The 26,651-nt window shown below is 52.9% G+C and carries 27 protein-coding genes and 1 other annotated feature; of the genes, 12 read left to right on the forward strand and 15 right to left on the reverse strand.

Annotated elements, in window-relative coordinates:
- Positions 1-115 precede the first annotated feature (115 nt).
- The 4 genes from pdeR to osmB all read left to right on the forward strand — a co-directional run bounded on the left by pdeR (position 116) and on the right by osmB (position 3,717).
- A complete protein-coding gene (gene pdeR, locus HV477_RS02380; RefSeq protein ID WP_079898839.1) occupies positions 116-2,098 on the forward strand; it encodes a cyclic di-GMP phosphodiesterase in 1,983 nt (660 codons plus the stop codon).
- 121 nt (positions 2,099-2,219) lie between these two features.
- On the forward strand, positions 2,220-2,399 hold the full coding sequence (locus HV477_RS02385; RefSeq protein ID WP_001279854.1) for a hypothetical protein: 180 nt from the start codon (positions 2,220-2,222) through the stop codon (positions 2,397-2,399).
- A gap of 86 nt (positions 2,400-2,485) precedes the next feature.
- On the forward strand, positions 2,486-3,238 hold the full coding sequence (locus HV477_RS02390) for a DNA-binding transcriptional regulator YciT (RefSeq protein ID WP_001088593.1): 753 nt from the start codon (positions 2,486-2,488) through the stop codon (positions 3,236-3,238).
- Between the two features lie 260 nt (positions 3,239-3,498).
- The gene (osmB, locus tag HV477_RS02395) at positions 3,499-3,717 is read left to right on the forward strand and encodes an osmotically-inducible lipoprotein OsmB (RefSeq protein ID WP_000480930.1); all 219 of its coding nucleotides are present in this window, start codon (positions 3,499-3,501) and stop codon (positions 3,715-3,717) included.
- A gap of 119 nt (positions 3,718-3,836) precedes the next feature.
- On the opposite strand, the gene yciH is transcribed toward osmB, so the two are convergent.
- The 5 genes from yciH to pgpB all read right to left on the reverse strand — a co-directional run bounded on the left by yciH (position 3,837) and on the right by pgpB (position 7,489).
- Complete coding sequence (gene yciH, locus HV477_RS02400) at positions 3,837-4,163, reverse strand: stress response translation initiation inhibitor YciH (protein WP_001285199.1); 327 nt, start codon at positions 4,161-4,163, stop codon at positions 3,837-3,839.
- Complete coding sequence (pyrF, locus tag HV477_RS02405) at positions 4,163-4,900, reverse strand: orotidine-5'-phosphate decarboxylase (RefSeq protein WP_023197679.1); 738 nt, start codon at positions 4,898-4,900, stop codon at positions 4,163-4,165. The genes yciH and pyrF overlap by 1 nt, the downstream gene beginning before the upstream one ends.
- A 190-nt stretch (positions 4,901-5,090) precedes the next feature.
- Positions 5,091-6,260, reverse strand: coding sequence for a lipopolysaccharide assembly protein LapB (lapB, locus tag HV477_RS02410; RefSeq protein WP_000891378.1), 1,170 nt, complete (start codon positions 6,258-6,260; stop codon positions 5,091-5,093).
- Positions 6,261-6,266: 6 nt separating this feature from the next.
- The gene (locus tag HV477_RS02415) at positions 6,267-6,575 is read right to left on the reverse strand and encodes a LapA family protein (RefSeq protein WP_000876301.1); all 309 of its coding nucleotides are present in this window, start codon (positions 6,573-6,575) and stop codon (positions 6,267-6,269) included.
- Positions 6,576-6,724: 149 nt separating this feature from the next.
- Positions 6,725-7,489, reverse strand: coding sequence for a phosphatidylglycerophosphatase B (gene pgpB, locus HV477_RS02420; protein WP_000948651.1), 765 nt, complete (start codon positions 7,487-7,489; stop codon positions 6,725-6,727).
- A gap of 195 nt (positions 7,490-7,684) precedes the next feature.
- Between pgpB and ribA the strand changes: the two genes are divergently transcribed.
- Positions 7,685-8,275 carry a GTP cyclohydrolase II gene (ribA, locus tag HV477_RS02425; RefSeq protein WP_001176284.1) on the forward strand — a complete coding sequence of 197 codons (591 nt, stop codon included), beginning with the start codon at positions 7,685-7,687 and terminating at the stop codon, positions 8,273-8,275.
- Positions 8,276-8,330: 55 nt separating this feature from the next.
- Here the strand turns inward: ribA and acnA are convergent, their stop codons facing one another.
- The 6 genes from acnA to topA form a co-directional block, all read right to left on the reverse strand.
- Positions 8,331-11,006, reverse strand: coding sequence for an aconitate hydratase AcnA (acnA, locus tag HV477_RS02430; protein WP_079898776.1), 2,676 nt, complete (start codon positions 11,004-11,006; stop codon positions 8,331-8,333).
- A 182-nt stretch (positions 11,007-11,188) separates the two neighbouring features.
- The gene (ymiC, locus tag HV477_RS28345; RefSeq protein ID WP_223148964.1) at positions 11,189-11,281 is read right to left on the reverse strand and encodes a small membrane protein YmiC; all 93 of its coding nucleotides are present in this window, start codon (positions 11,279-11,281) and stop codon (positions 11,189-11,191) included.
- Positions 11,282-11,390: 109 nt separating this feature from the next.
- Positions 11,391-11,561 carry a hypothetical protein gene (locus HV477_RS02435; protein ID WP_000029027.1) on the reverse strand — a complete coding sequence of 57 codons (171 nt, stop codon included), beginning with the start codon at positions 11,559-11,561 and terminating at the stop codon, positions 11,391-11,393.
- Positions 11,562-11,702, reverse strand: coding sequence for a YmiA family putative membrane protein (locus HV477_RS02440; RefSeq protein WP_213083417.1), 141 nt, complete (start codon positions 11,700-11,702; stop codon positions 11,562-11,564).
- 280 nt (positions 11,703-11,982) lie between these two features.
- Positions 11,983-12,957 carry an HTH-type transcriptional regulator CysB gene (gene cysB / locus HV477_RS02445; protein ID WP_023227062.1) on the reverse strand — a complete coding sequence of 325 codons (975 nt, stop codon included), beginning with the start codon at positions 12,955-12,957 and terminating at the stop codon, positions 11,983-11,985.
- 411 nt (positions 12,958-13,368) lie between these two features.
- Entirely contained in the window at positions 13,369-15,966 is a 2,598-nt protein-coding gene (gene topA / locus HV477_RS02450) for a type I DNA topoisomerase (RefSeq protein WP_052932109.1), read from the reverse strand.
- A gap of 402 nt (positions 15,967-16,368) precedes the next feature.
- Between topA and HV477_RS02455 the strand changes: the two genes are divergently transcribed.
- A complete protein-coding gene (locus tag HV477_RS02455) occupies positions 16,369-16,620 on the forward strand; it encodes a YciN family protein (RefSeq protein ID WP_000548616.1) in 252 nt (83 codons plus the stop codon).
- A 41-nt stretch (positions 16,621-16,661) separates the two neighbouring features.
- On the opposite strand, the gene sohB is transcribed toward HV477_RS02455, so the two are convergent.
- On the reverse strand, positions 16,662-17,708 hold the full coding sequence (gene sohB, locus HV477_RS02460; protein ID WP_000422082.1) for a protease SohB: 1,047 nt from the start codon (positions 17,706-17,708) through the stop codon (positions 16,662-16,664).
- Positions 17,709-17,945: 237 nt separating this feature from the next.
- Here sohB and HV477_RS02465 point away from each other — a divergent pair, with 237 nt between their 5' ends.
- A complete protein-coding gene (locus tag HV477_RS02465) occupies positions 17,946-18,707 on the forward strand; it encodes a YciK family oxidoreductase (RefSeq protein WP_000559310.1) in 762 nt (253 codons plus the stop codon).
- Positions 18,704-19,294, forward strand: coding sequence for a cob(I)yrinic acid a,c-diamide adenosyltransferase (cobO, locus tag HV477_RS02470; protein ID WP_001278856.1), 591 nt, complete (start codon positions 18,704-18,706; stop codon positions 19,292-19,294). The genes HV477_RS02465 and cobO overlap by 4 nt, the downstream gene beginning before the upstream one ends.
- Before the next feature lie 86 nt (positions 19,295-19,380).
- On the opposite strand, the gene rluB is transcribed toward cobO, so the two are convergent.
- The 3 genes from rluB to rnm form a co-directional block, all read right to left on the reverse strand.
- Entirely contained in the window at positions 19,381-20,256 is an 876-nt protein-coding gene (gene rluB, locus HV477_RS02475; protein WP_001291233.1) for a 23S rRNA pseudouridine(2605) synthase RluB, read from the reverse strand.
- A gap of 100 nt (positions 20,257-20,356) precedes the next feature.
- A complete protein-coding gene (locus tag HV477_RS02480; protein WP_000077250.1) occupies positions 20,357-20,977 on the reverse strand; it encodes an L-threonylcarbamoyladenylate synthase in 621 nt (206 codons plus the stop codon).
- Between the two features lie 7 nt (positions 20,978-20,984).
- On the reverse strand, positions 20,985-21,866 hold the full coding sequence (gene rnm / locus HV477_RS02485; RefSeq protein ID WP_052932110.1) for an RNase AM: 882 nt from the start codon (positions 21,864-21,866) through the stop codon (positions 20,985-20,987).
- A 121-nt stretch (positions 21,867-21,987) separates the two neighbouring features.
- Here rnm and trpL point away from each other — a divergent pair, with 121 nt between their 5' ends.
- The 4 genes from trpL (at position 21,988) to trpCF (ending at position 26,646) form a co-directional block, all read left to right on the forward strand.
- A complete protein-coding gene (gene trpL, locus HV477_RS02490) occupies positions 21,988-22,032 on the forward strand; it encodes a trp operon leader peptide (protein ID WP_010989026.1) in 45 nt (14 codons plus the stop codon).
- Positions 22,009-22,104 (forward strand) — a sequence feature (Trp leader region). It overlaps the preceding gene by 24 nt.
- A gap of 22 nt (positions 22,105-22,126) precedes the next feature.
- Positions 22,127-23,689 carry an anthranilate synthase component I gene (gene trpE, locus HV477_RS02495; RefSeq protein ID WP_001194376.1) on the forward strand — a complete coding sequence of 521 codons (1,563 nt, stop codon included), beginning with the start codon at positions 22,127-22,129 and terminating at the stop codon, positions 23,687-23,689.
- Positions 23,689-25,284, forward strand: coding sequence for a bifunctional anthranilate synthase glutamate amidotransferase component TrpG/anthranilate phosphoribosyltransferase TrpD (trpD, locus tag HV477_RS02500; protein WP_000763492.1), 1,596 nt, complete (start codon positions 23,689-23,691; stop codon positions 25,282-25,284). The genes trpE and trpD overlap by 1 nt, the downstream gene beginning before the upstream one ends.
- A gap of 3 nt (positions 25,285-25,287) precedes the next feature.
- Positions 25,288-26,646: a bifunctional indole-3-glycerol-phosphate synthase TrpC/phosphoribosylanthranilate isomerase TrpF gene (trpCF, locus tag HV477_RS02505; RefSeq protein ID WP_048590496.1), complete on the forward strand. Its 1,359-nt coding sequence runs from the start codon at positions 25,288-25,290 to the stop codon at positions 26,644-26,646.
- The last annotated feature ends 5 nt before the right edge of the window (positions 26,647-26,651 follow it).

Consider the following 26,651-nt stretch of genomic DNA (forward strand, 5'->3'; position numbering starts at 1 on the left):
TCTGGATTACATATGAATACATAGATAAAACAATACGTTCAGCCATAATTACCCTTATTTATAACATGGCTAACCTTTCTTTTCGGGCACCTGGCGCTTAAATGGGATGGTACGCATGATGAAACAGATTCAGGAACAAACGGCGCTAAATCTCCTTCACTCTCACTGGCGTCTGGCTGATGACCGCAACGTGCTGTATCTCTCCCCGACAGGTGAAACGGATGCAGAAAAAACGGTTGAGCTATCGCCGGAGCAAGCCGGGCGTATCCGGGAAATAACGGCGATTACGTCCAGTCTGCTGATAAAGTTGTTGATAGAAAAACAGGTTACCGCAGTGCACCTGGTAGGCCGTAAGATTAATAACCGTGAATGGGCTGGCAGCCTGGCAACCTGGCCTGATGCGCCTGCCATCGCGCCAACGCAGGCGCAGGAGCTCTCTTTTGCCGAGCAAATCGTATCAGAAGCCAACTCAGTCATTGCGATACTGGATAGTCGGGGAAAAATCTGTCGATTTAATCGGTTATGCGAAGAGTACACAGGCTTAAAAGAGCGAGATGTAATTGGTCAAAGCGTCTTTAAATTATTTATGAGCCGCCGGGAGGCGGTTGCCTCCCGACACTACATTGAGAATTTTTTTCGCAATGGCAATGCCTATGAAATCGAACGCTGGATAAAGACCCGTAAAGGCCAACGCCTGTTCTTATTTCGTAATAAATTTGTCCATAACGGTAGCGGAAAAAACGAAATTTTCCTGATCTGCGCAGGCACGGATATCACCGAAGAAAGGCGGGCTCAGGAGCGTTTACGCATACTGGCGAATACAGACACCGTCACCGGCCTGCCCAATCGCAATGCTATCCATGAATTTATTAATCATGCTATTGCCTCGGCTGGCGAGTCGCAGGTGGGTATCGTTTATCTCGATCTGGATAACTTCAAGAAAATTAATGACGCCTATGGGCATATGTTTGGCGATCAGCTCTTACAGGCCGTTTCGCTGGCGCTGTTGAGTTGTCTGGAGGAAGATCAATTGCTGGCCAGACTGGGGGGAGATGAATTCATTGTCCTCGCTGCCCATACGTCTCAGGCCGCGCTGGAAGCAGTAGCCTCACGAATCCTTACCCGTCTGCGGCAACCGTTTCGTATTGGACTCATTGAAGTTTACACGGGATGCGCCATTGGCATTTCGTTGGCCCCCCGGCACGGACAGGACAGCGAAAGTCTCATTCGCACTGCCGACACCGCAATGTATAACGCCAAAGAAGGCGGCCGCGGTCAGTTCTGCGTTTTTTCGCCGGAAATGAATCAGCGCGTATTTGACTATCACTGGCTGGATACAAACCTGCGAAAAGCGCTAGAAAACGACCAGTTACTTATTCACTATCAGCCCAAAATTACCTGGCGCGGCGAAGTACGTAGCCTGGAAGCGCTGGTACGCTGGCAATCGCCGGAACGCGGATTAATTCCGCCGCTGGAGTTCATCTCATACGCCGAAGAGTCAGGACTCATCGTCCCGCTGGGCCGCTGGGTGATTCTGGATGTAGTTCGCCAGATTGCGAAATGGCGCGATAAGGGGATTAACTTGCGCGTAGCCGTTAACTTTTCGGCGCGACAACTGGCCGACCAGACGCTTTTTACTGCGCTTAAACAGGCTTTGTACGATCTGAATTTTGAGTATTGCCCGATCGATGTCGAGCTAACGGAAAGCTGCCTGATCGAAAACGACACGCTGGCGCTATCGGTTATCCAGCAATTTAGTCAGCTCGGCGCCCAGATTCATCTGGATGATTTTGGCACAGGGTATTCTTCGCTTTCTCAACTCGCCCGGTTCCCTATTGATGCCGTTAAACTGGATCAGGCTTTCGTCAGAGATATCCATAAGCAACCGCTGTCGCAATCTCTGGTTAGGGCGATTGTCGCGGTGGCTCAGGCGCTAAATTTACAAGTGATTGCCGAAGGTGTAGAAAATGCTAAAGAAGATGCCTTCCTGACAAAAAACGGCGTCAATGAACGACAGGGCTTTTTATTCGCCAAACCTATGCCCGCCGTTTCTTTTGAACGCTGGTACAAACGTTATCAGACGAAAAAAATGCGTTAATGGCGACGATAATAGGGAGAACAGCCTGTGCAGACAGGCATAGCCCTATTTTTCCCTTCTCTTTTCAGATTAATTTCTGCATCATGAATTGAAACCTTTTCTGACATTAAGGATGACAAACATGTCTGATATCGAAGCACAACGAATTGCCGCACGCATTGATACCGTGCTGGATATCCTTGTTGCTGGCGATTACCACTCGGCCATCAATAACCTTGAAATATTGAGAGCAGAGCTGTTAGATCAGGTTAAAGACGGTATCTCGCCATCCCAGGCTCCCGGGTCGCCCTGGGAAATCTGATAGCGATTATTTGTCCGGGATGGCCGTTAGCCCTTCCCGGCTCTCTGACTGTCTGTTGACTCCTCTTAACGAATAAAATTAATACTATGAACTCCCGACAACAATCAATTTTGCAAATGGTGGTTGATAAAGGCCAGATGAGCGTTGCTGAACTGGCGAAAATTACCGGCGTATCTGAAGTCACGATTCGTCAGGATCTGAATACCCTGGAAAAACAGAGCTATTTACGCCGTGCGCACGGTTTCGCCGTTTCGCTTGAGAGCGATGACGTAGAGACTCGCATGATGACGAACTACACGCTAAAACGCCGACTGGCGGAGTTCGCCGCCTCGCTGGTCAGTCCTGGGGAATCCGTTTTTATTGAAAATGGCAGTAGCAATGCGCTATTGGCCCGGACGCTGGCGGAACAAAAAGATGTCACGATCATCACCGTGAGCAGTTATATCGCGCATCTGCTCAAAGAAACCCCTTGCGAAGTCATTCTCCTCGGTGGAATCTATCAGAAAAAAAGTGAAAGCATGGTAGGGCCGTTGACGCGACAGTTTATCCATCAAGTGCATTTCAGCAAAGCATTTATCGGTATTGATGGCTGGCAGGCTGATACCGGCTTTACCGGACGCGATATGATGCGATCGGATGTGGTTAACGCTGTTCTGGAAAAAGGCTCAGAAGCGATTGTCCTCACCGACAGCTCCAAATTTGGCTGTGTGCATCCCTATCCCCTGGGCCCGCTCTCTCGCTTCCATCGTGTCATTACGGATTCCAAAATTTCCGCCAGCGATCAAATGCAGTTAGAGCATGCAGGGCTGCTAGTCAATGTTATTGGCTCATCCGTTTAAAATATTTCCCGATGGTTTGCCCTCTATGGCAAATCATCCTCTCTCTAAGACTTTTCTGACATCCCAATTAAGACTATTTACCTGTTGTAACGAGCGTAACGTCGTAAAATTAATATTAGCGAAATAACAGGAAGTGACTATCACCTGCGTGATATACCCCTGCGCAATCAGGTTTTACGGAAAATCTCTTAACATGTTTTATTTTAACTATAGTTATAGTGAGCTTAATTCCGTGAATCGTTAATTCAGGAGAGAGTATTATGTTTATGATGAGCAAAAAAATGGCCGCTGCTGTGCTGGCAATCACCGTAGCAATGTCTCTGAGCGCCTGCTCAAACTGGTCCAAGCGCGATCGCAACACGGCTATTGGCGCAGGGGCTGGGGCGTTAGGCGGCGCAGTGTTAACGGACGGCAGTACATTAGGCACCCTGGGCGGCGCGGCGGTCGGCGGCGTGATTGGTCACCAGGTTGGAAAATAATCCAGACGTTTAAATATTGAACGGCTCAAAATAATACGTTTATTCTTTTCAGGTCTGGATTACAAAAATAGACAAAGTTGACTTTTACGCCACGGTAATTTACAACCGTGGCGTTTTCATTAGCCGCCAGCTAATTTTACTTTCATTCCTTTAGCTTCCAGCAATGATTTTATCAAGTCGCGTTTATCACCCTGAATTTCAATAATCCCTTCTTTTACTGCCCCGCCACAGCCGCATTTTTTCTTCAGTTCAGCCGCCAGTTTGGTTAATTCCGCATCATTCATCTCGATACCGGTAATCAAACATACGCCTTTACCCTTACGGCCACTGGTTTGACGCTGAATGCGAACGATACCATCCCCTTTGGGACGAACCGGCGCCGTTTTAGGTTCTTCAATGCGCCCCGTCTGTGTTGAATAAACCAGACGACTATTGGAATCGCTCATTATGCCTCCCGTTTCAGTGACGCGTTAATATCCTTCAGCGTTTGCGCCGGATCTACCGATTGCGTAACCGGGCGGCCAATCACCATATAGTCGACGCCGGCGGATAATGCCTGTTCGGGCGTCATAATGCGTCGCTGGTCGCCTGCCTCGCTGCCTGCGGGCCGAATGCCCGGCGTCACCAGCTTAAATGCAGCGCCAAAGACCTGTTTAAATCTGACCGCTTCCTGAGCGGAACAGACCACGCCATCCAGCCCGCATTGCTGCGTCAGGCGCGCCAGCCGCTCCGCATGTTCCGCCGGTGACAACGTCACGCCCAGATCGCGCAGATCGCTGGTTTCCATACTGGTCAACACGGTCACAGCAATGAGCAACGGCGCATCTTTACCGAATGGCGCCAGCGCGTCGCGCGCTGCGGCCATCATTCTCGCCCCACCAGACGCGTGAACGTTTACCATCCAGACGCCCAGGTCTGCCGCTGCGGCGACTGCCCGGGCCGTGGTGTTGGGAATATCATGAAATTTTAGATCAAGAAAGACATCAAACCCACGTTGCTGGAGATCCCGAACGAGCTGTGGACCAAACAGCGTGAACATCTCTTTGCCCACTTTTAAGCGACAATCGCGAGGATCGATTTTATCGACAAACGCCAGGGCTTTATCGCGTTCATGGTAATCCAACGCCACAACGACAGGCGATTCAGTAATAGCGCGGGAAGAAGATGAAGCAGTAAACGTCATGACCAGACCTTCTTGATGATGGGCACCGGAAGTGGCGCAAATTGGATAAACGGCGTGCATTCTACCTGCGGCGCAGGGAAATTAACAGGTTCGATTGACAACCTGATAAGCCCTGGTCGCCGATGCCAGCGTCGTTTCTAACTTTATGTCATCAAGTATGTTGTAACTAAAGTGAGGCTTTTTTTATATACTACTGCCCATCAAGTCCGCGAATAGGTTTAATGGTCGACCATGCCCGGCAGGACGGACAGTGCCAGTACAAGGTATAGGCGGTAAAACCGCATTTCTGACAACGATACCGCGGTTTACTGCGCACCTGCTCGCCAACCATATCACGCAGTACCATCAGGCTTTCTTTCGCTCGCCCTTCCTCCGCCTCGTTGAGATGGTAATCCATCAGCTTATGGAACACCCGCATGGTAGGATGTCGCTGTAGCTGACGCGTGATATAGACTTGAGCTGCGTCACTACCTTCACGCGCTTCCAGAATATCGGCAAGCATTAACTCAGCGCCAGCACCGGTATTCTCCTCAACGGCGCGACGTAAAAACTCCGCCCACTCGGCATTTTTACCGAGCTGTTGATAACAGGTTTGCAGCATCTCCAGCGTTTCGCTGACCAGCTCTTTATCCTGAACGATCACACGTTGCAGGCTTTCGACCGCTTTGGCGTAATCCCCTCTCGCCATATAAACGCGCCCCATCATGATAGACACCCGGGCGCTATTTTTATCTGCGGCGGCACCTTTTTTCAGCAACGCCATCGCGCGATCCATGTCGTCATTGCCCATCTGCTGTAAAGCTAACTCACAGTAAAAATGGGCGATTTCGATACGCTGTTTATCTTTGCCCAGTTTCACCAGCCGTTCTGCTACTTCGATCGCCTTTTGCCAGTCGCTGGTTAGCTGATAGATTTGCAAGAGCTGCTGTAACGCGCCTACGCGAAATTCCGTTTCGTCGGTAAGTTGGTTAAACATATCTTCCGCGCGGTCATATAAACCGGCGGCCATATAGTCGCGCCCCAGTTGCTGAACAGCCAGTAAACGCTGTTCATAGGTCAATGAAGCGCTTTCCATGAGCGTTTGATGAATACGAATGGCGCGATCGACTTCGCCGCGTGAGCGAAACAGATTACCGAGAGTGAGATGAGCCTCAACGGTGCCGGTATCCTCTTTAAGCATATCGAGGAACAGATCCACCGCTTTATCTTGTTGGTTACTCAGCAAGAAGTTAACCCCTGCGACATAATCGCGCGACAGGCGGTTAGCTTCATCCTGTTTTGTTTGTTGCGCACTTCTGCGACCCATATACCACCCATAGGCAGCGGCTACAGGCAACAGCAGAAATAACAACTCCAACATAAATGATTATTCCTTTACAACCGACGAATCGGCAGGGACCGCAACGTCGGTTGCTGGCGAGAGCTTGTTTTCCAGTCGTTTAATTTTACGTTCAGCGCGGGCAAGGGAAACGCGGACCCGCAGCCAGAACAGGCCGCAAATCAGCCAGCCAATCGCAAAACCGACGGCGAACAGCACAGCAAGCAACGTGGAGATACGATACTCCCCTTGCGCCAGCAGGTAGTTAAACGTCACCTGTTGATCATTCTGCGCGCCCAGCGTCACCGAAATAACAAAAATCGCCAATACCAGTAAGAAAATGAGTAAATATTTCACATTACTTCCCGTTATGTGGTTTGCGCGAATAAATCGTGTCCAACTTACCGCATCCAGCCTTCTAAATTACCATTTTCCCGCCTCGCGCGAAATGGAAATGCGCCCGCCATCAGATGATTTAAGGGCAATAGTCAGAAAATCAACCGTTGTCAGCTTTCCTGCTCGCGTTCAGCAATTTCTTGCGCTTCTTCGCGAGGCGGCATAAGCGGCCCGCAAATTCGCTGCGCCAGCCAGGTCGCCAGGGTAACTAATAGCCAGGAGATGAGCGTGGCGACCACTAAATCTCGCGGCCAGTGCATTCCCAGAAGCAAACGGCTGCCCATTACGCCGGTCGCCCAGACTAACAAAAACGCGATGGTGAAAGTCCGTCTGCGCGGCCATAACAGACCCACGGCCAAAAGCGCCCAGCTCGCTGCAAACATGGTGTGTCCGGAGGGAAACGCAAAGCCCGTCTCTTTTTGCCAGTGCTGACGCAGGAAAACGGGGATGTTCTGTTGCCCGGCCAACTGCTCTTTCACTAAATGTCCGCGTTCTGTACGCTTTAAAGTGTAGAACTCATCGACGGGAATATGGTGCGTTTTTTCAAGCCAGACCACAAATGGCCGCGGCTCCTGTACGCGCTCCTTTACCCATGACTTCACGCCCTGCCCGACGATAATCGCCCCGCCGAGAATCGCAAACAGCATAATGGCGGCGCGCAGGCGAAATCGCAGGCACCATAAGAACCATCCACAAAGAATCACATGCGTGATAACGCCCCAGGGTTTGGTCACGGTTTCCGTTATCCAGAATAGCGTTTTTAGCCACCAGACCTGATGTCCTGGCTGCCACTGCCAGCCTGATACCCATACGGCAAGCGGCATGATAAGCAACAGGGCGGCGCCTGCCGCGGTGCGCCTCGCAATTGAAAGCATGGATGCTCCTTTTATAAGTAAGTATCACAATCATAACTGAAAATTCTCGCCGGACTGGAAAATTGACAAATTTGTGCCATTCCTGAGCAATTACGTGGTAGTGATTAGGTGATGTCCGCCGCCTTATGGCAAAATAGCGAGATACAAGCCAACAGGCGACGACACCGCAGGCGTCAGCATAATCTGGAGAAATACATGCAGCTTAAACGTGTGGCAGAAGCCAAACTGCCAACCCCATTGGGTGACTTTCTGATGGTGGGATTTGAAGAACTGGCAACCGGACACGACCATGCCGCGCTGGTTTTTGGCGATATTTCAGGTAAAACGCCAGTACTGGCTCGTGTTCATTCCGAATGTCTTACCGGGGACGCGCTTTTTAGTCTGCGCTGTGATTGTGGTTTTCAACTGGAAGCCGCGCTGACGCATATTGCGGAAGAAGGACGCGGTATTCTGATTTACCACCGTCAGGAAGGCCGCAATATCGGCCTGCTTAATAAAATTCGCGCTTATGCGTTACAGGATCAAGGCTATGACACGGTGGAGGCCAATCATCAGCTCGGCTTTGCCGCCGATGAGCGTGATTTCACCCTGTGCGCGGATATGTTCAAATTACTGGGCGTAGATGAAGTTCGCCTGCTGACCAATAATCCGAAGAAAGTCGAAATACTGACCGAGGCGGGAATTAATATCGTCGAACGCGTTCCGCTCATTGTGGGTCGTAATCCAAATAATGAGCATTATCTCGATACTAAAGCGGCCAAAATGGGCCACCTGCTAAGCAAGTAAGCCACTGGTATTAAAGCGCGGGCCTACCTGTTTACGGCAGGCCCGATAAACGGCTTTAGTTCAGCATATTTCTAATGACATAGTGCAATATGCCGTCATTCTGGTAGTAAGTCAGCTCGGTGGCGGTATCAATGCGACAGCGACAAGGCACCGTTTCTTTGCTGCCGTCCGATCTCGTTAACGTCACCGGAATGGTCGCGCCAGGGCGCAGATTTTGCAGATCCGCGACATCAATCACCTCTTCCCCGGTCAGTCCCAGCGTTTTACGCGTTACGCCCTGTGGAAACTCCAGCGGCAGGATCCCCATCCCAATCAGGTTTGAGCGGTGGATACGTTCGAACGACTCGGCGATCACCACGCGAATACCTAACAGCCGCGGACCTTTTGCCGCCCAGTCACGGCTCGATCCCGACCCATACTCTTTCCCGGCAATTACCGCCAGCGGCGTTTTTTCCTGCTGGTAGAGCATCGCGGCATCATAAATCGACATCGCTTCCGTACCCGGCAAATGCCGCGTCATGCCACCTTCGACGCCGGGCAGCATTTCGTTGCGAATACGAATATTGGCGAACGTACCGCGCATCATCACTTCATGGTTGCCGCGCCGTGATCCATAGGAGTTAAAATCCTTCCGCTCAACGCCGTGGTTTTGCAGATAGCGTCCGGCGGGACTGTCCGGCTTGATACTGCCGGCCGGGGAAATATGGTCGGTCGTCACCGAATCGCCCAGCATCGCCAGGATACGCGCGCCGTGGATATCTTTGACGGGTGCAGGCTGGGCCTGCATTTCATCAAAGAAAGGCGACAGGCGGATATAGGTTGAATCCAACTGCCAGCCGTAGGTATCGGACGATTCAACCTGAATCGATTTCCATTCTTCCGTGCCCTCAAACACTTCCGCATACTCTTTACGGAACATATCCGATGATACCAGTTCAACGGCGCGGGCAATTTCCTGCGCCGAAGGCCAGATATCCTTCAGGTATACCGGATCGCCTTTACGATCGTACCCCAGCGGGTCTGTCGCGAGGTTGATATTCATGTTTCCGGCCAGCGCATACGCGACCACCAGCGGCGGCGACGCCAGCCAGTTCGTTTTCACCAGCGGATGGATACGCCCTTCAAAATTTCGGTTACCGGAAAGCACGGCCCCTACCGTCAGATCGCCTTTTTTAATCGCGGTCTCAATAGGCTCTGGCAACGGACCGGAGTTCCCGATACAGGTCGTACAGCCATAGCCGACCAGGTTAAAACCGAGCTCATCCAGATAAGGCGTAAGTTTGGCCTGCGCCAGATAGTCAGATACCACTTTTGACCCCGGCGCCAGAGAAGCCTTGACCCACGGTTGACGCTTCAACCCCAGCGTTACTGCCTTTTTCGCCAGTAATCCCGCCGCCATCAGCACGCTGGGATTCGAGGTATTCGTACAGGAGGTGATGGCGGCAATGACGACAGCGCCATCCGGAAGCTGATATGGCTGTCCGTTCATCGTATAGTCAACCGGCTGGCGATCTCTTTGCGCGGTATTCAGCTCCAGCTCGGCGCTGGCGGCAAAGGCTTTCGGCACATCGCCTAACGCCACGCGATCCTGCGGGCGTTTCGGCCCGGCCAGGCTGGCCTCGACATCGCCCATATCCAGTTCCAGCGTACTGGTAAATACCGGTTCGTCACCGGGATTACGCCACATTCCCTGCGCCTTCGCGTAGGTTTCAACCAGCTCGACCAGATCGTCGCTACGTCCGCTTAATCGCATATATTCCAGGGTGATGGCGTCAATGGGGAAGAAACCACAGGTGGCGCCATATTCCGGCGACATATTAGCGATAGTCGCGCGATCCGCCAACGGCAGCGAATCCAGACCGTCACCATAAAATTCAACAAATTTACCCACGACGCCATGCTTACGCAGCATTTGCGTGACGGTGAGCACCAGGTCAGTGGCAGTGATCCCCTCCCGAAGTTTACCGGTTAACTTAAAGCCGACGACATCCGGGATAAGCATCGACACGGGCTGACCAAGCATCGCCGCTTCCGCTTCAATACCACCCACGCCCCACCCCAATACGCCCAGACCATTAATCATGGTCGTATGGGAGTCAGTCCCCACCAGCGAGTCCGGGTAAGCAATCCACTCCCCGTCCTGTAATTCGCTCCAGACGGCTTTACCCAGGTATTCCAGGTTAACCTGATGGCAAATGCCGGTTCCGGGCGGCACCACGCTGAAACGGCTGAATGCCTGCTTTCCCCATTTCAGGAACATATAACGCTCATGGTTACGTTCCATTTCCAGCCGCACGTTTTCTTCAAACGCATCGTCATCGCCGAAATGATCGACCGTCACAGAATGGTCAATAACCAGATCAACCGGCGATAACGGGTTCACTTTCGTCGTATCGCCGCCGAGGCGTTTAACGGCTTCACGCATCGCCGCCAGGTCGACAACGGCAGGCACACCGGTAAAGTCCTGCATCAGGACACGGGCGGGCCGCCAGGCAATTTCACGATCGGCATGGGCATTTTTAAGCCAACCGGCCAGCGCCTGAATATCTTCATCAGTCACAGACTCGCCGTCCTGCCAGCGCAACAGATTTTCCAGTAACACTTTAAGTGATTTGGGCAAACGGGCGATATCGCCCAGGGATTTGGCAGCCAGCGGCAGACTGTAGTAATGATACGTTTTATCTTTGGCCTGCAATGTATCCTTACTGGCTTCTCGTAGGGTTGACGACATAGCTCCTCCTTTAATTACAGGGTTGCGTTACCCTGATTCTCCACAGGGTTGTATTAAAGATAACACAAACAAAATGTAACGTTTTGATAACAACCCAAATTGCTAAAAGAGGAGAAACCTAACAGGCGAGAAGCGAAGATGAAAAAGCCCGATAAATAACGCATTATCGGGCTTTGACGAGATTAGACGGCAATCCAGATTAACTCGGCCCAGAACAGTAGCGATAATATAAACGCGCCAGTCCATGACCAATACTTTATATTTGACGTTAACATAGGCGACACCAACTGTGTTTAATCAATACTGAGAAGCGCTCAGCACACGGTTGCTGCGGTGTAATAAGACAGCGTTAATAAAACAGTAACGCCAATAAAAAGACGAATATTATTTTTGTGACACCTCGTCAGCAAAAGCATCAATAAATGCCCGCTGCTGCGGTGTGAGCGTCCAGTGTTGCGGAACAGACCGAAAAACGGTCGTATCCGGGGTGTTATCATCGTCACCAGATTGAATCGGGGGCGCGACCACGCGCTCGCGTTCCGACGTAATGCTCACTTAGCCCCACCAATGCCAGATAACAAGCGCTACCACTACCCAGAACAACGCAGAACCCACAAAAACCGCCAGCCATGCTTTACGTTTGAGCTCAGGGTCGCGGCGCGGTTCCTGGTTTTCAGAAGGCATTACTAACCTCATGCTATCGGTATCACTTATCATTTCAGCACCAAACAATCGGTACAATTAATCATCAGATGAGACAAATCCTAAATAAACTTTAGTCAAAAATCCAGTCAATTTACGAATCGTTGCCAGTGAATAAATCAATCTTTTGACTCAAGATAACTATTTGGAAAAAGAAACTGGCGGGACGGGTAATTCAACACTATTTTGCTGATCATTACCCGTAATACTTCGAGGGATATTGCAAAAGGCGGCTTTGTCTGCCATGCCACTACGGCGCAAACCGACGGTGATATTACTTTTCAGGCAGCTTTATATCCTGAAACATCGCTTCAATTTCTTCATTAGAACGCAACGCCACCGCCGTATCCACCACATCACGCGTCAGATGCGGCGCAAAACGCTGGATAAAATCATACATATAGCTGCGTAAAAAAGTACTACGACGAAAACCAATTTTTGTGGTGCTGTGGCTAAAAATATCGTGCGCGTCAATCCGCACTAAATCAGGATCGGCAAGCGGATCGACCGCCATGCTGGCAATGACGCCAACGCCCAGCCCCAACCTGACATACGTTTTAATCACATCCGCATCGGTTGCAGTAAAGACGATCCGCGGCGTTAATCCTGCGCGATTAAAAGCGGTATCCAGTTCGGAACGGCCGGTAAAGCCGAAGGTATACGTCACCAGCGGATACTGCGCCAGCGCTTCAATCGTTATGGAAGACATTGCCGCCAATGGATGATCCGGCGTCACCACTATCGAACGGTTCCAGTGATAGCATGGCAACATCACCAGATCGTCATATAAATGCAGCGCTTCCGTGGCAATCGCGAAATCGGCGTTCCCTTTCGATACCGCTTCCGCAATCTGCGTTGGCGACCCCTGGTGCATATGCAGCGAAACGCGCGGGTAACGCTCGATGAAGCCTTTAATCACGCCTGGCAATGCGTAACGCGCCTGAGTATGGGTAGTCGCAATATAGAGCGAGCCTTTATCCGGCCAGGTATGCTCGCCGGCGACCGACTTAATGGCATCGACTTTGGAAAGCACCTCACGCGCAATACGAATAATCTCCTGGCCTGCGGGCGTCACCTGAGTCAGATGCTTACCGCTGCGGGCGAAAATCTGGATGCCAAGCTCATCTTCCAGCATCCTAACCTGCTTGCTGATCCCCGGCTGGGAAGTATACAACCCCTCAGCGGTAGAGGAGACGTTAAGGTTATGATTAACCACTTCAACAATGTAACGAAGCTGCTGCAATTTCATAATACATCATCCAGATTAGCGCCATCAGGCCATCGTTTATCTGCAGACATCATTGGGCTGCTAATACGATTTAATAATAAAAAAGGTGTTAACTATAACCACTATATCATTTATATCTGAACTGTATAGCCAGCGCGATAAAATAATAAGACCGCTATACCCAAAATAATTCGAGCTGCTTAAAGGCGGCAAGGGAGTGAGTTCCCAGGAGCATAGATAACGATGTGACTGGGGTGAGCGACAAATCTGCCGGGAGCAGATTTGAACATCGCGTGCGACGGCCCGTCAGGACGAGGCCCATAGATGGGCCGAGTAATCCGTAGCCAACACATAAGCCACTTGAAATATGAAGGGGATATAAAAAAGGGCCGCTTACGCGGCCCGCTTGACTACAGTGGCGACAGGCAGGGGTTATTTCTTGCCTTCAACCCACTTGCCGTCGACGAAGAACGCTGACCATCCCGTCGCCTTCCCGTCTTTTTCCGCCGCAACGTACTGCTGTTTTGTTTTGCGGCTAAAGCGAACAACGGTTTTATTGCCTTCCGGATCCTGCTGCGGCGCATCCGCCAGATAACGCAGTTTTTCCGGCAGGCGATCGCGGAACCGGTAAAGCTCCTCGACTAATGGCGCGCGCGTTTCGCGTGATTTCGGGAACGTATTGGCCGCCAGGAATATCCCTGCGGCGCCATCGCGCAGCACAAAGTACGCGTCCGATTTTTCACACGGCAGTTCCGGTAATGGAACAGGATCTTCCTTCGGCGGCGCAACTTCGCCGTTACGCAAGATCTTACGGGTATTTTTACATTCGTCGTTAGTACAGGCCATGTACTTACCAAAACGCCCCATTTTCACGTGCATTTCGGAACCACATTTCTCACACTCAACGATCGGGCCGTCATACCCTTTGATGCGAAACTCGCCTTCTTCAATCTCGTAGCCGTCACAGGTCGGGTTATTACCACACACATGCAATTTACGCTTCGGATCGATCAGATAGCTGTCCATCGCCGTACCGCACTTCTGACAGCGCCGCTTGGCGCGCAGGGCGTTGGTTTCGGCGTCGTCGCCTTCCAGCACGTTCAGAACTTCATTTTCCGGCACCAGGTTAATGGTCGTTTTACAACGCTCTTTCGGCGAAAGCGCATAACCTGAACAACCAAGGAAAACCCCCGTACTGGCAGTACGAATTCCCATTTTACGGCCACAGGTTGGACAGTCGATGCTGGTCAGCACCATCTGGTTAGGACGCATCCCCCCTTCTTCCGGATCTTTCTCGGCTTTATCGAGCTGCTGAGTAAAATCGCTGAAGAAGTTATCCAGTACCGCTTTCCACTCGGCCTGGTGATTCGCAACCTGATCCAGACTATCTTCCATCTGCGCGGTAAAATCGTAGTTCATCAATTCGCGGAAGTTTTCTTCCAGCCGGTCGGTGACGATTTCACCCATTTTTTCCGCATAGAAGCGACGGTTTTCAACGCGAACATAGCCGCGATCCTGAATGGTCGAGATAATCGACGCATAGGTAGACGGACGACCAATACCGCGCTTCTCAAGTTCTTTAACCAGAGAAGCCTCGCTGAAACGGGCTGGCGGTTTAGTAAAGTGCTGAGCAGGCGTCAATTCAAGTAGCGTCAGCGCATCGCCCTTATTCACGGCAGGCAATGTGCGATCTTCATCGCCTTTACGCAGCGCCGGCATCACTTTTGTCCAGCCGTCAAAGCGCAAAATACGCCCACGCGCTTTCAGACGGAATTCGCCTGCGCCAACGGTAAGCGTAGTGGAGTCATATTGTGCTGGCGTCATCTGACAGGCGACAAACTGACGCCAAATTAGCTGATACAACTTCTGCGCGTCAGCCTCCATGTCTTTCAGCGACTCCGCCATGACAGCAACGTCGGAAGGACGGATCGCTTCGTGCGCTTCCTGAGAGTTTTCTTTGCTGGCGTACTGGTTCGGGTTATCCGGCAGGTATTTCTTGCCGAAATTATCGCCAATATAGCCGCGCACCATGTTGACCGCATCCTGACTCAGGTTGGTGGAGTCTGTACGCATATAGGTGATGTAGCCCGCCTCATACAGACGCTGCGCCATCATCATGGTTTTCTTCACGCCAAAGCCCAGCCGGGTGCTGGCCGCCTGTTGTAGCGTGGAGGTGATAAACGGCGCGCCAGGTTTGCTGCTGGTCGGTTTGTCTTCACGCTCCAGTACGCTATAGCGCGCTTTTTCCAGCAAGCTGACGGCGGCAAGCGTCTGCTCGCGATTTACCGGCCGGAATGGCTTGTCGTTCTGATGCGTGACCTGTAGCGGTAGCGCCTCGCCAGACGGCGTCGTCGTATTAGCGTCAATTTCCCAGAACTCTTCCGGAACAAACGCTTTAATCTCGCGCTCGCGTTCAACGACCAGACGGACCGCGACAGACTGAACGCGACCTGCCGACAAACCACGGGCGATCTTTTTCCACAGCAACGGCGAGACCATATAGCCTACCACGCGATCCATAAAGCGGCGCGCTTGCTGGGCGTTGACCCTGTTAATGTTCAGCTCGCCCGGCTGTTCAAACGCCTGGCGAATGGCATTTTTGGTTATTTCGTTAAAGACTACGCGACTGTAGCGCGCGTCATCGCCGCCGATCACTTCCCGCAGGTGCCATGCAATGGCTTCCCCTTCGCGGTCAAGGTCGGTTGCGAGATAGATGTGGTCGGCTTTTTCCGCCAACTGTTTCAGTTCAGAGACGACCTTCTCTTTACCGGGCAGCACTTCATAGTGCGCATCCCAGTTGTGCCACGGGTCAACCCCCATACGGTTGACGAGAGCGCCACGTTCATCCTTTTTGGGCTTTTTAGCCGTTTTGGTGGAGGTAGAGTCGGCGCTCTTTTTAGCTGCTGAGCCACTGGTCGGCAAATCACGGATATGACCCACGCTGGATTTCACCACGTAGTCATTACCCAGATACTTGTTGATCGTTTTGGCTTTTGCCGGGGACTCAACGATGACAAGAGCTTTACCCATATTCACCTTTACCTAAGTTGATTCTTCCAGGAATGCGTCGCACGTTGATTCACCTTCCACTGGCGACGAGACAACGATATATGGTCTCTGCGTCTGCGGATATCAACCCCTTGTACTGGCTTTGTGTACGAAATGTAACCCTCAGGTGACTGAGTTAACAGGCTTTTTTGCACACACGCGCTATAGCACGACGGAATTTTGGTCGAATGTCAAGCAATTCTGTTGCCAGATTGACGAAAGCGTCACACTGTACCTGATAAAATTCGATACGCAACTTTATTAGCATGCAAAAACAAATCTTGCCAGTGAACGCAACATGACAAATCCATCAATTTCCTGTGAGAATATTTGCCCATCAGAAGTGCTCAGCGTAGACTAATCTCCTTGTTTAAGGAGTAAAAAATGCATAAAGAGACGCAACCTATCGATCGCGAAACACTGTTGCTTGAAGCCAACAAAATTATTCGGGAACATGAAGACACGATGGCAGGTATTGTCGCCACCGGCGTAACGCAGAGAAATGGCGTGCTGGTTTTCAGCGGCGATTACTTTTTAGACGAGCAAGGGTTACCGACCCCTAAAAGCACCGCGGTGTTTAACATGTTTAAACACCTGGCGCATGTGCTGTCTGAGAAGTATCACCTGGTGGATTAATCCATGCCGGATGGCGCTGAATGCCATCCGGCAATAGCGGTTTACATCAACGGCTTTTGTCCACGCTGCCACCAGCGCAGCAGCAGCCGATCCGCGCTTTCCGCCGCGCTGCCGGTAACACGATCGATCAGTTTTTTACGCTGCATATAGCGCACATTCAGCACCTCGCGCCCTTCCATCAGGCCGAGGATAACCTCATCGCTGGTGTTAATCTCATCAACCAGTCCCTTCTCCAGCGCCTGCTGACCGTACCAGTGTTCGCCCGTGGCGACCTGTTCAATGTCCAGAGCCGGACGCATCCGCTGCACAAACTCTTTGAACAGATGGTGCGTTTCGTTGAGATCTTCACGAAACTTCTGCCGCCCTTCTTCCGTATTCTCGCCTAACAATGTCAGGGTACGTTTGTACTGCCCTGCGGTATGCAGTTCAATATCAATGTCTTTACTTTTGAGAAAGCGGTTAAAGTTCGGGATTTGCGCGACAACACCAATTGACCCCACAATAGCGAACGGCGCCGCGATAATTTTTTCCGCCACGCAGGCCATCATGTAACCTCCGCTTGCCGCGACTTTATCCACCGTCACGGTCAGCGGAATATTTTTATCGCGCAGGCGCTGCAATTGCGATGCCGCCAGGCCATAGCCATGCACAACGCCACCGGGGCTTTCCAGACGCACAACCGCCCGATCGCCGGGTTTCGCCACTGCCAGCACCGCCGTGACCTCTTCGCGTAACGCATTAACTTCGTGAGCGTCCATACTGCCTTTGAAATCTATCACCCATACGCGCGGTTTGTCCGATGTCGCAATGTCCCCCAGCTTCGCTTTCGCTTTGGCGGCTTTCGCCTCCTGCTTATGCTTTTTTTTCTGCGCTTTATGCCACAGTTTTTGCTGATGGCCATCCATCAACGCCGCAGCAAGGTCATCCTTCATCTCCTGATACTGCTCGCTCAAATTGGTCACGCGCAGCTCGCCGCGCTGACGTTTGCGTTGCGTAGCATTCACGATCAGCAGCACAATGACGGCAATGGCCACCACAACGGTGACGATTTTTGCCAAAAATAAGCCATATTCAGACAACAATTCCACGACTCCCACCTTGATTAAATAACGCGACTTGCGCTCAGTGTACAACAGGCATCGAAGTCAGTCTCTCTTCATCCGTATGCCTGTTGAGGAAGAAAAAGTATGACAAGACGTTCATTTTACGGCGTTATCGCCCCTGTCTGATTGAAAAAAAAGGCGCTTTCAGGCATAAACCCGAAAAGTTAACGCGAAGATAAGACAACCTGGCAGGACGGTGCACCACGCCGTTGAGGAGTAGCCATGCATTACCAACCGAAACAAGATCTATTGCAAAACCGCATTATTCTGGTCACTGGCGCCAGCGATGGCATTGGGCGGGAAGCCGCGCTCACGTATGCGCGTTATGGCGCAACGGTGATTCTGCTGGGACGCAACGAAGAGAAACTGCGTCGGGTCGCGCAGCACATTGCTGACGAGCAACATGTTCAACCACAGTGGTTTACGCTCGATCTGCTGACCTGCACCGCTGAAGAGTGCCGGCAAGTGGCCGACCGCATCGCCGCGCACTATCCCCGCCTGGATGGCGTCCTGCACAATGCCGGGTTACTGGGGGAAATCGGCCCAATGAGCGAACAAGATCCGCAGATCTGGCAGGATGTCATGCAGGTAAACGTTAATGCCACCTTTATGCTCACCCAGGCGCTGTTACCGTTATTGCTGAAGTCCGATGCCGGCTCGCTGGTCTTTACGTCATCAAGCGTTGGCCGTCAGGGACGCGCCAACTGGGGCGCCTATGCCACCTCGAAGTTTGCTACTGAAGGAATGATGCAGGTGCTGGCGGACGAATACCAGAACCGTTCTCTGCGTGTTAACTGCATTAACCCGGGCGGCACGCGCACCAGTATGCGCGCCAGCGCCTTTCCGACGGAAGATCCACAGAAATTAAAAACGCCTGCCGATATTATGCCGCTTTACCTGTGGCTTATGGGCGACGACAGTCGCCGTAAAACCGGTATGACCTTTGACGCCCAACCGGGCCGTAAACCAGGAATCGCCCAATGAGTGATGAACGTTATCAGCAGCGCCAGCAGAAGGTAAAAGATCGGGTTGACGCCCGTGTCGCCCAGGCACAGGAAGAGCGCGGTATTATTATCGTGTTTACTGGCAATGGTAAGGGCAAAACCACGGCGGCTTTCGGGACTGCCGCCCGCGCCGTAGGACACGGTAAAAACGTAGGCGTGGTGCAATTTATTAAGGGCACCTGGCCCAACGGCGAGCGTAATCTGCTGGAACCGCATGGCGTCGAATTTCAGGTGATGGCAACGGGATTTACCTGGGAGACGCAAAATCGCGAGGCAGACACCGCAGCATGTATGGCCGTTTGGCAGCATGGGAAACGGATGCTGGCCGATCCGCTGCTTGATATGGTGGTACTGGATGAGCTGACCTATATGGTGGCGTATGACTATTTGCCGCTGGAAGAGGTCATAAGCGCGCTAAACGCGCGCCCTGGTCACCAGACGGTGATTATTACAGGTCGCGGCTGTCACCGGGATATTCTTGATCTTGCGGATACCGTCAGCGAACTGCGTCCGGTTAAACATGCTTTCGACGCGGGCGTAAAAGCCCAGATGGGAATTGATTATTAACCGTAGGCCGGATTAAGGCGTTTGCGCCGCCATCCGGCACAAACCCTCTTGTCTGATGATTCTCGGCCTATAGACCGTGGTAGAGATTACCCGTTGTTATTACGCCCACCGGAGCGGCGTCCGCCAGCTATCTGGCTGTGGCGTTTTACCGCCCGACGGATCTGGTTCGCTTTCATACGACGACGGTCTTTTTCGACGGCAACCTTCGACGAGGTTTCCGGCGGAAGCTCTACCAGACCACGCAGATAGTTCGTTTGCGCGAGGTCGAGCTCAGTCCAGCCGCCGCGCGGCAGGCCTTTCGGCAGCGGGATATCGCCGTAACGAACGCGGATCAGACGGCTGACCTGAACGCCTACCGCTTCCCACAGTCGGCGAACTTCGCGGTTCCGCCCTTCCGTCAGCGTCACGTTATACCACTGGTTAATGCCTTCGCCGCCGCTGAATTTAATGGTCTTAAATGCCGCCGGACCATCTTCCAACTGTACGCCACGGCTTAAATCACGCAGTTTCGATTCATCCACCTGACCGAACACGCGCACGGCATATTCACGTTCAACTTCACGACTAGGGTGCATCAGGCGGTTCGCCAGTTCACCGTCGGTGGTAAACAACAATAGCCCGCAGGTGTTGACATCCAGACGTCCTACCGCAATCCACCGCGCGCCGCGCAATTTCGGTAAGCGATCAAAAACGGTTGGCCGCCCTTCAGGGTCATTGCGGGTACACAGTTCACCTTCTGGTTTGTAATAGGCCAGAACGCGGCAAATTTGTTCCGCCGACTCTTTCACCGAAATCAGGTGACCGTCAATACGGATTTTCAAACCGGGAGTGACTTCAACACGATCGCCAAGCGTGGCGATTTTACCGTCAACGCTGACACGTCCCGCTTCAATAATGGATTCGATTTCACGGCGAGAGCCGTGGCCAGCGCGCGCCAGCACTTTTTGTAACTTTTCGCTCATAGAGCTTCCTTCAGGTGTCGCCTTCACAGGCGTCGAACAGGAGAATGAACGGCGCGTTGCCGCGCCATTTTAAGGCCGCGTAGTATACAGGCTTACGCCCTTATAAGAAAGGTGTAACGTCGCCGACGCCTTCGCGCAGCACCACCGGGGAGTCATTGGTCAAATCGATTACCGTGGTAGGCTGTTGACCGAGGTAACCGCCGTGGATGATCAGATCCACCTGCTTCTCCAGCCGATCTTTAATCTCTTCCGGGTCCGACTCGGTAAAGTCGCTGCCAGGCAGCATCAACGACGTCGAGAGCATCGGTTCGCCCAGCGTATCCAATAACGCCAGCGCAATCGGGTTTGACGGTACGCGCAGGCCGATAGTTTTACGCTTTTCCTGCAACAGACGGCGCGGCACCTCTTTTGTCCCCTTCAGGATAAAGGTGTAATTACCCGGCGTATTGTTTTTCATCAGACGAAATGCCACGTTGTCGACGTAGGAGTAGGTCGACAACTCGGACAAATCGCGGCACATCAGCGTGAAGTTGTGGCCGTCCGGCAGATGACGGATGCGGCAAATGCGCTCCATTGCGCCTTTGTCTTCAATTTTACAACCAAGGGCATAGCCGGAATCGGTTGGATAAACAATAACACCGCCTTTACGCACAATGTCGACGGCCTGATTAATCAGCCGTTGCTGTGGGTTATCCGGATGGATATAAAAAAACTGGCTCATACTTCCCTCACTGTGATATTTGCGGCTGTTCCCATGCCTGCCATACGCCTTCAACGCCAGCGGGCAGCCAGAGTTTACGCCCCAACTCAATCCACGGGCAGGGCTGATGGAAATCAGATCCAAGCGATGCCCATAAATGATGCTGACGCGCAAGCGTCGCCAGTTGGGTGCGTTCATTGGGTGATTGTTGGCACTGCGCCACTTCCATCGCGTCGCCGTGATGGTCGGCAAAATGCGCCACTAATCTTTTCAGCCACTTAGCGCTAAGGTCGTAGCGTCCCGGGTGGGCCAACACCGCCTTACCGCCAGAATGATGAATGACATCAATAGCTTGTTCTATTGTACACCACTGCGGCGGAACGTAACCGGTTTTCCCACGCGCGAGATATTTTTTAAAAACATCCGCCATGGTCGCGGCTTTGCCGCACTCCACCAGAAAGCGGGCGAAGTGGCCGCGCGTCACTGCGCCGCCATTGGCCAGTCTCAATGCCCCTTCCCACGCGCCGGGAATGTGGGCTTTTTCCAGACGCTCCGCAATGAGCTGACCGCGCGCCTGACGCCGCTGTGTCTGCTGCGCCAGAAAATCGCGCATTGCCGGGTGCGCAATATCAATATTCAGACCCACAATGTGAATCTCATGATTCTCCCAGACCGTTGAAATCTCCACGCCGGGAATAAGATTCAGGGCCAGCCCGCAACGTGAAATTTCTTCTCTTGCCGCAGGAATCGCGGCTGTGGTGTCATGATCGGTAATCGCCAGCGTGCCGACTCGCATCTCTACCGCACGGTGTACTAATGTTTCTGGCGTCAACAGTCCATCGGACGCCGTGGTATGACTGTGCAGATCGTAAATCACTGCGTAATTCGTGTCGCTCAAGGCGGCTCCCATAGAGATAAAGGTATGTCATGTACATCATAACGGTTCCGGCAAATATACTGAAATAGGTGTTGACATTATTCCATCGAACTAGTTAACTAGTACGAAAGTTCACATGAAGAGGGTATCTAAAATGGCAGCGACATTTGCATTACACGGTTGGTGGCGCACTTCCTGATAGCGGGCGGTGTATGAACAGCTGTAATCAGCCAAACGATACCCGGCCCGCCTGTCAAGCGGGCTTTTTTTTGAACAAAATAATGAGAATAACCATGCAAACACCAAAACCCACGCTCGAACTGTTGACCTGCGATGCCGCCTACCGGGAAAACCCAACGGCGCTTTTTCATCAGGTCTGCGGCGATCGCCCGGCAACGCTGCTGCTGGAATCCGCGGATATCGACAGTAAAGACGATTTAAAAAGCCTGCTGCTGGTAGATAGCGCGCTGCGCATTACCGCTTTAGGTGACACTGTCACTATTCAGGCGTTATCTGATAATGGCGCCTCGTTATTGCCGCTACTGGATACCGCCCTGCCCGCTGGCGTGGAGAACGAGGTCCTGCCTGCCGGTCGCATTCTACGCTTTCCGCCCGTCAGCCCATTATTAGATGAAGACGCCCGTTTATGCTCTCTGTCGGTATTTGATGCGTTCCGCCTGTTACAGGGAGTGGTGAACATACCGACGCAAGAGCGGGAGGCTATGTTTTTCGGCGGTCTGTTTGCCTACGACCTGGTCGCTGGCTTTGAAGCACTGCCACACCTTGAGGCTGGCAATAACTGCCCGGACTACTGCTTTTATTTAGCGGAAACGCTGATGGTGATAGATCATCAGAAAAAAAGCACCCGTATTCAGGCCAGTCTGTTCACCGCCAGCGACCGGGAAAAACAGCGCCTCAACGCCCGCCTGGCGTACCTTAGCCAACAGTTAACCCAGCCTGCGCCGCCGTTGCCGGTGACGCCGGTGCCGGACATGCGCTGTGAATGCAATCAGAGCGATGACGCGTTCGGCGCGGTGGTACGCCAGTTGCAAAAAGCCATCCGCGCGGGCGAGATATTTCAGGTGGTGCCGTCGCGCCGCTTTTCACTGCCCTGCCCGTCGCCGTTGGCTGCCTACTACGTGCTGAAAAAGAGCAACCCCAGCCCGTATATGTTCTTTATGCAGGATAATGATTTCACGCTTTTCGGCGCGTCGCCGGAAAGCTCGCTGAAATATGACGCCGCCAGCCGTCAGATTGAGATTTATCCCATCGCGGGTACCCGTCCACGCGGTCGCCGCGCCGATGGTACGCTGGACAGAGATCTCGACAGCCGTATTGAGCTGGACATGCGTACCGACCATAAAGAGCTTTCCGAACATCTGATGCTGGTCGATCTGGCGCGCAATGACCTGGCGCGCATCTGTACGCCGGGCAGTCGCTACGTTGCCGATCTGACAAAAGTTGACCGCTATTCGTACGTGATGCATCTGGTTTCCCGGGTAGTGGGCGAACTGCGTCACGATCTCGACGCGCTGCACGCCTATCGCGCCTGCATGAACATGGGCACCCTGAGCGGCGCGCCGAAAGTACGCGCCATGCAGTTGATTGCCGATGCGGAAGGACAGCGCCGCGGCAGCTATGGCGGCGCGGTCGGTTACTTCACCGCCCACGGCGATCTGGACACCTGTATTGTTATCCGCTCCGCGCTGGTGGAGAACGGTATCGCCACCGTACAGGCGGGCGCCGGAATTGTGCTGGACTCTGTTCCGCAGTCTGAAGCCGATGAAACCCGTAATAAAGCGCGCGCCGTATTGCGTGCTATCGCCACCGCGCATCATGCACAGGAGACCTTCTGATGGCTGATATTCTGCTGCTCGATAACATCGACTCGTTTACCTGGAACCTGGCAGATCAGCTACGGACCAACGGTCATAACGTGGTGATTTACCGTAACCATATTCCGGCGCAGACGCTTATCGATCGCCTGGCGACAATGAAAAATCCGGTGCTAATGCTCTCCCCCGGTCCGGGCGTTCCCAGCGAGGCAGGCTGTATGCCGGAGCTGCTGACCCGACTACGCGGCAAGTTACCGATCATCGGCATTTGTCTGGGGCATCAGGCCATTGTCGAAGCTTACGGCGGTTATGTCGGTCAGGCGGGAGAAATCCTGCATGGCAAAGCCTCCAGCATTGAGCATGACGGTCAGGCGATGTTCGCCGGGCTGGCGAATCCGCTACCGGTCGCGCGTTATCATTCGCTGGTCGGCAGTAATGTTCCTGCCGGGCTAACCATTAACGCCCATTTCAACGGCATGGTGATGGCGGTACGTCATGATGCGGATCGCGTTTGCGGTTTTCAATTTCATCCTGAGTCCATCCTGACGACACAGGGCGCGCGTCTGCTGGAGCAAACATTAGCCTGGGCGCAACAAAAGCTGGAACCGACCAACACCCTACAGCCGATTCTGGAGAAACTCTATCAGGCGCAAACACTGACGCAACAAGAGAGCCATCAGTTGTTTTCGGCGGTCGTCCGCGGCGAACTTAAGCCTGAACAGCTCGCCGCCGCGCTGGTGAGCATGAAAATTCGCGGCGAGCATCCCAATGAAATTGCCGGCGCCGCCACTGCGTTGCTGGAAAATGCCGCCCCGTTCCCGCGCCCGGAGTATCTGTTTGCGGATATCGTTGGTACCGGCGGCGATGGCAGCAACAGTATCAATATCTCTACCGCCAGCGCCTTTGTCGCGGCGGCCTGTGGACTGAAAGTGGCGAAACACGGCAACCGCAGCGTGTCCAGCAAATCGGGGTCATCCGATCTGTTGGCGGCGTTCGGTATTAATCTGGATATGAACGCCGATAAATCACGTCAGGCGTTAGATGAACTGGGCGTCTGTTTCCTGTTCGCGCCGAAATATCACACCGGATTCCGTCACGCGATGCCGGTTCGCCAACAGTTAAAAACGCGAACCCTGTTCAACGTACTCGGCCCGCTGATCAACCCGGCGCATCCGCCGCTGGCGTTGATTGGCGTCTATAGCCCGGAACTGGTGCTGCCGATTGCGGAAACCTTACGAGTATTGGGCTATCAGCGCGCGGCGGTGGTACATAGCGGCGGCATGGATGAGGTTTCGCTCCATGCGCCGACGATTGTCGCGGAGCTGCATGACGGCGAAATTAAAAGCTATCAACTTACGGCGGAGGATTTTGGCCTGACGCCTTACCATCAGGATCAGTTGGCTGGCGGCACGCCGGAAGAAAACCGTGACATTCTGACGCGGTTATTACAAGGTAAAGGCGATGCCGCGCATGAGGCCGCCGTCGCCGCCAACGTGGCGATGCTGATGCGTCTGCATGGTCAGGAAGATCTCAAAGCCAACGCGCAAACCGTGCTTGATGTTCTGCGCAACGGCACCGCATATGACAGAGTCACCGCACTGGCGGCAAGAGGGTAAATAATGCAAACCGTTTTAGCGAAAATCGTCGCAGACAAGGCGATTTGGGTAGAAGCCCGCAAACAGCAACAGCCGCTGGCCAGTTTTCAAAATGAGATCCAGCCAAGTACACGCCATTTTTATGATGCGCTCCAGGGCGCGCGTACCGCCTTTATTCTGGAGTGTAAGAAAGCATCGCCATCAAAAGGCGTGATTCGCGATGATTTCGATCCGACGCGTATTGCCAGTATTTATCAACATTACGCCTCGGCAATCTCGGTGCTCACCGACGAAAAATATTTTCAGGGGAGCTTCGATTTTCTGCCGGTCGTTAGCCAAAGCGCGCCGCAGCCGATTCTGTGTAAGGATTTTATTATCGATCCCTATCAGATCTACCTTGCCCGTTACTATCAGGCCGATGCCTGTTTACTGATGCTCTCGGTTCTGGATGACGAACAGTATCGCCAACTCTCCGCCGTCGCGCACAGTCTGAAAATGGGCGTGCTCACGGAGGTCAGTAATGACGAAGAACGGGAGCGCGCGATAGCGTTAGGCGCAAAAGTGGTAGGTATCAACAATCGCGATCTGCGCGATCTGTCGATTGATTTGAATCGCACCCGCCAGCTGGCGCCAAAACTGGGCCACGGCGTGACTGTCATCAGCGAGTCCGGGATTAACACCTATGGTCAGGTACGCGAACTGAGCCACTTCGCTAACGGTTTTTTAATTGGCTCGGCGTTAATGGCGCATGACGATCTTAACGCCGCCGTCCGTCGCGTGCTGCTTGGCGAAAATAAAGTCTGCGGCCTGACCCGCGCCCAGGACGCCAAAGCTGCCTGTGACGCTGGCGCAATATATGGCGGGTTGATTTTTGTGCCCTCATCTCCGCGCGCGGTTAGCGTTGAGCAGGCGCGAGAAGTGATAAGCGGCGCGCCATTGCAGTATGTCGGCGTTTTCCAGAACGCTGATATCGCCGATGTTTGCCAGAAAGCCGCCGTCCTGGCGCTTTCTGCCGTACAGCTACATGGCAGCGAAGACCAGGCGTATGTCAACGCGCTGCGCGAGGCGTTGCCCAAACAGGTGCAAATCTGGAAGGCGCTGAGCGTTAGCGATGCCCTTCCCGCACGCGATTATCACCATGTCGATAAATACATTTTCGACAATGGGCAAGGCGGCAGCGGGCAGCGCTTCGACTGGTCACTGCTACAGGGGCAACCGCTGGATAATGTGTTACTGGCGGGCGGGCTGGCGGCCGATAACTGCGTCCAGGCGGCGCAAGTCGGCTGTGCCGGTCTCGATTTTAATTCAGGTGTGGAGTCACAGCCGGGCATCAAAGATGCTCGTCTTCTGGCCTCGGTTTTTCAGACACTGCGCGCATATTAAGGAAA

The organism is Salmonella sp. SG203 (assembly GCF_013350575.1).
In the GTDB taxonomy this organism is placed as follows: Bacteria; Pseudomonadota; Gammaproteobacteria; order Enterobacterales; family Enterobacteriaceae; genus Salmonella; species Salmonella enterica.

Bases quoted from the DNA above. Each gene is read 5' to 3' on its own strand.
- pyrF (WP_023197679.1), bottom strand. From the start codon at position 4,900: ATGACGTTTACTGCTTCATCTTCTTCCCGCGCTATTACTGAATCGCCT.
- HV477_RS02465 (WP_000559310.1), top strand. From the start codon at position 17,946: ATGCATTACCAACCGAAACAAGATCTATTGCAAAACCGCATTATTCTG.
- acnA (WP_079898776.1), bottom strand. From the start codon at position 11,006: ATGTCGTCAACCCTACGAGAAGCCAGTAAGGATACATTGCAGGCCAAA.
- rnm (WP_052932110.1), bottom strand. From the start codon at position 21,866: ATGGGAGCCGCCTTGAGCGACACGAATTACGCAGTGATTTACGATCTG.
- ymiC (WP_223148964.1), bottom strand. From the start codon at position 11,281: ATGTTAACGTCAAATATAAAGTATTGGTCATGGACTGGCGCGTTTATA.
- trpCF (WP_048590496.1), top strand. From the start codon at position 25,288: ATGCAAACCGTTTTAGCGAAAATCGTCGCAGACAAGGCGATTTGGGTA.
- HV477_RS02455 (WP_000548616.1), top strand. From the start codon at position 16,369: ATGCATAAAGAGACGCAACCTATCGATCGCGAAACACTGTTGCTTGAA.
- ribA (WP_001176284.1), top strand. From the start codon at position 7,685: ATGCAGCTTAAACGTGTGGCAGAAGCCAAACTGCCAACCCCATTGGGT.
- rluB (WP_001291233.1), bottom strand. From the start codon at position 20,256: ATGAGCGAAAAGTTACAAAAAGTGCTGGCGCGCGCTGGCCACGGCTCT.
- osmB (WP_000480930.1), top strand. From the start codon at position 3,499: ATGTTTATGATGAGCAAAAAAATGGCCGCTGCTGTGCTGGCAATCACC.
- lapB (WP_000891378.1), bottom strand. From the start codon at position 6,260: ATGTTGGAGTTGTTATTTCTGCTGTTGCCTGTAGCCGCTGCCTATGGG.
- trpE (WP_001194376.1), top strand. From the start codon at position 22,127: ATGCAAACACCAAAACCCACGCTCGAACTGTTGACCTGCGATGCCGCC.
- cobO (WP_001278856.1), top strand. From the start codon at position 18,704: ATGAGTGATGAACGTTATCAGCAGCGCCAGCAGAAGGTAAAAGATCGG.
- HV477_RS02440 (WP_213083417.1), bottom strand. From the start codon at position 11,702: ATGAGGTTAGTAATGCCTTCTGAAAACCAGGAACCGCGCCGCGACCCT.
- HV477_RS02480 (WP_000077250.1), bottom strand. From the start codon at position 20,977: ATGAGCCAGTTTTTTTATATCCATCCGGATAACCCACAGCAACGGCTG.
- HV477_RS02390 (WP_001088593.1), top strand. From the start codon at position 2,486: ATGAACTCCCGACAACAATCAATTTTGCAAATGGTGGTTGATAAAGGC.
- pgpB (WP_000948651.1), bottom strand. From the start codon at position 7,489: ATGCTTTCAATTGCGAGGCGCACCGCGGCAGGCGCCGCCCTGTTGCTT.
- topA (WP_052932109.1), bottom strand. From the start codon at position 15,966: ATGGGTAAAGCTCTTGTCATCGTTGAGTCCCCGGCAAAAGCCAAAACG.
- cysB (WP_023227062.1), bottom strand. From the start codon at position 12,957: ATGAAATTGCAGCAGCTTCGTTACATTGTTGAAGTGGTTAATCATAAC.
- HV477_RS02385 (WP_001279854.1), top strand. From the start codon at position 2,220: ATGTCTGATATCGAAGCACAACGAATTGCCGCACGCATTGATACCGTG.
- pdeR (WP_079898839.1), top strand. From the start codon at position 116: ATGATGAAACAGATTCAGGAACAAACGGCGCTAAATCTCCTTCACTCT.
- trpD (WP_000763492.1), top strand. From the start codon at position 23,689: ATGGCTGATATTCTGCTGCTCGATAACATCGACTCGTTTACCTGGAAC.
- yciH (WP_001285199.1), bottom strand. From the start codon at position 4,163: ATGAGCGATTCCAATAGTCGTCTGGTTTATTCAACACAGACGGGGCGC.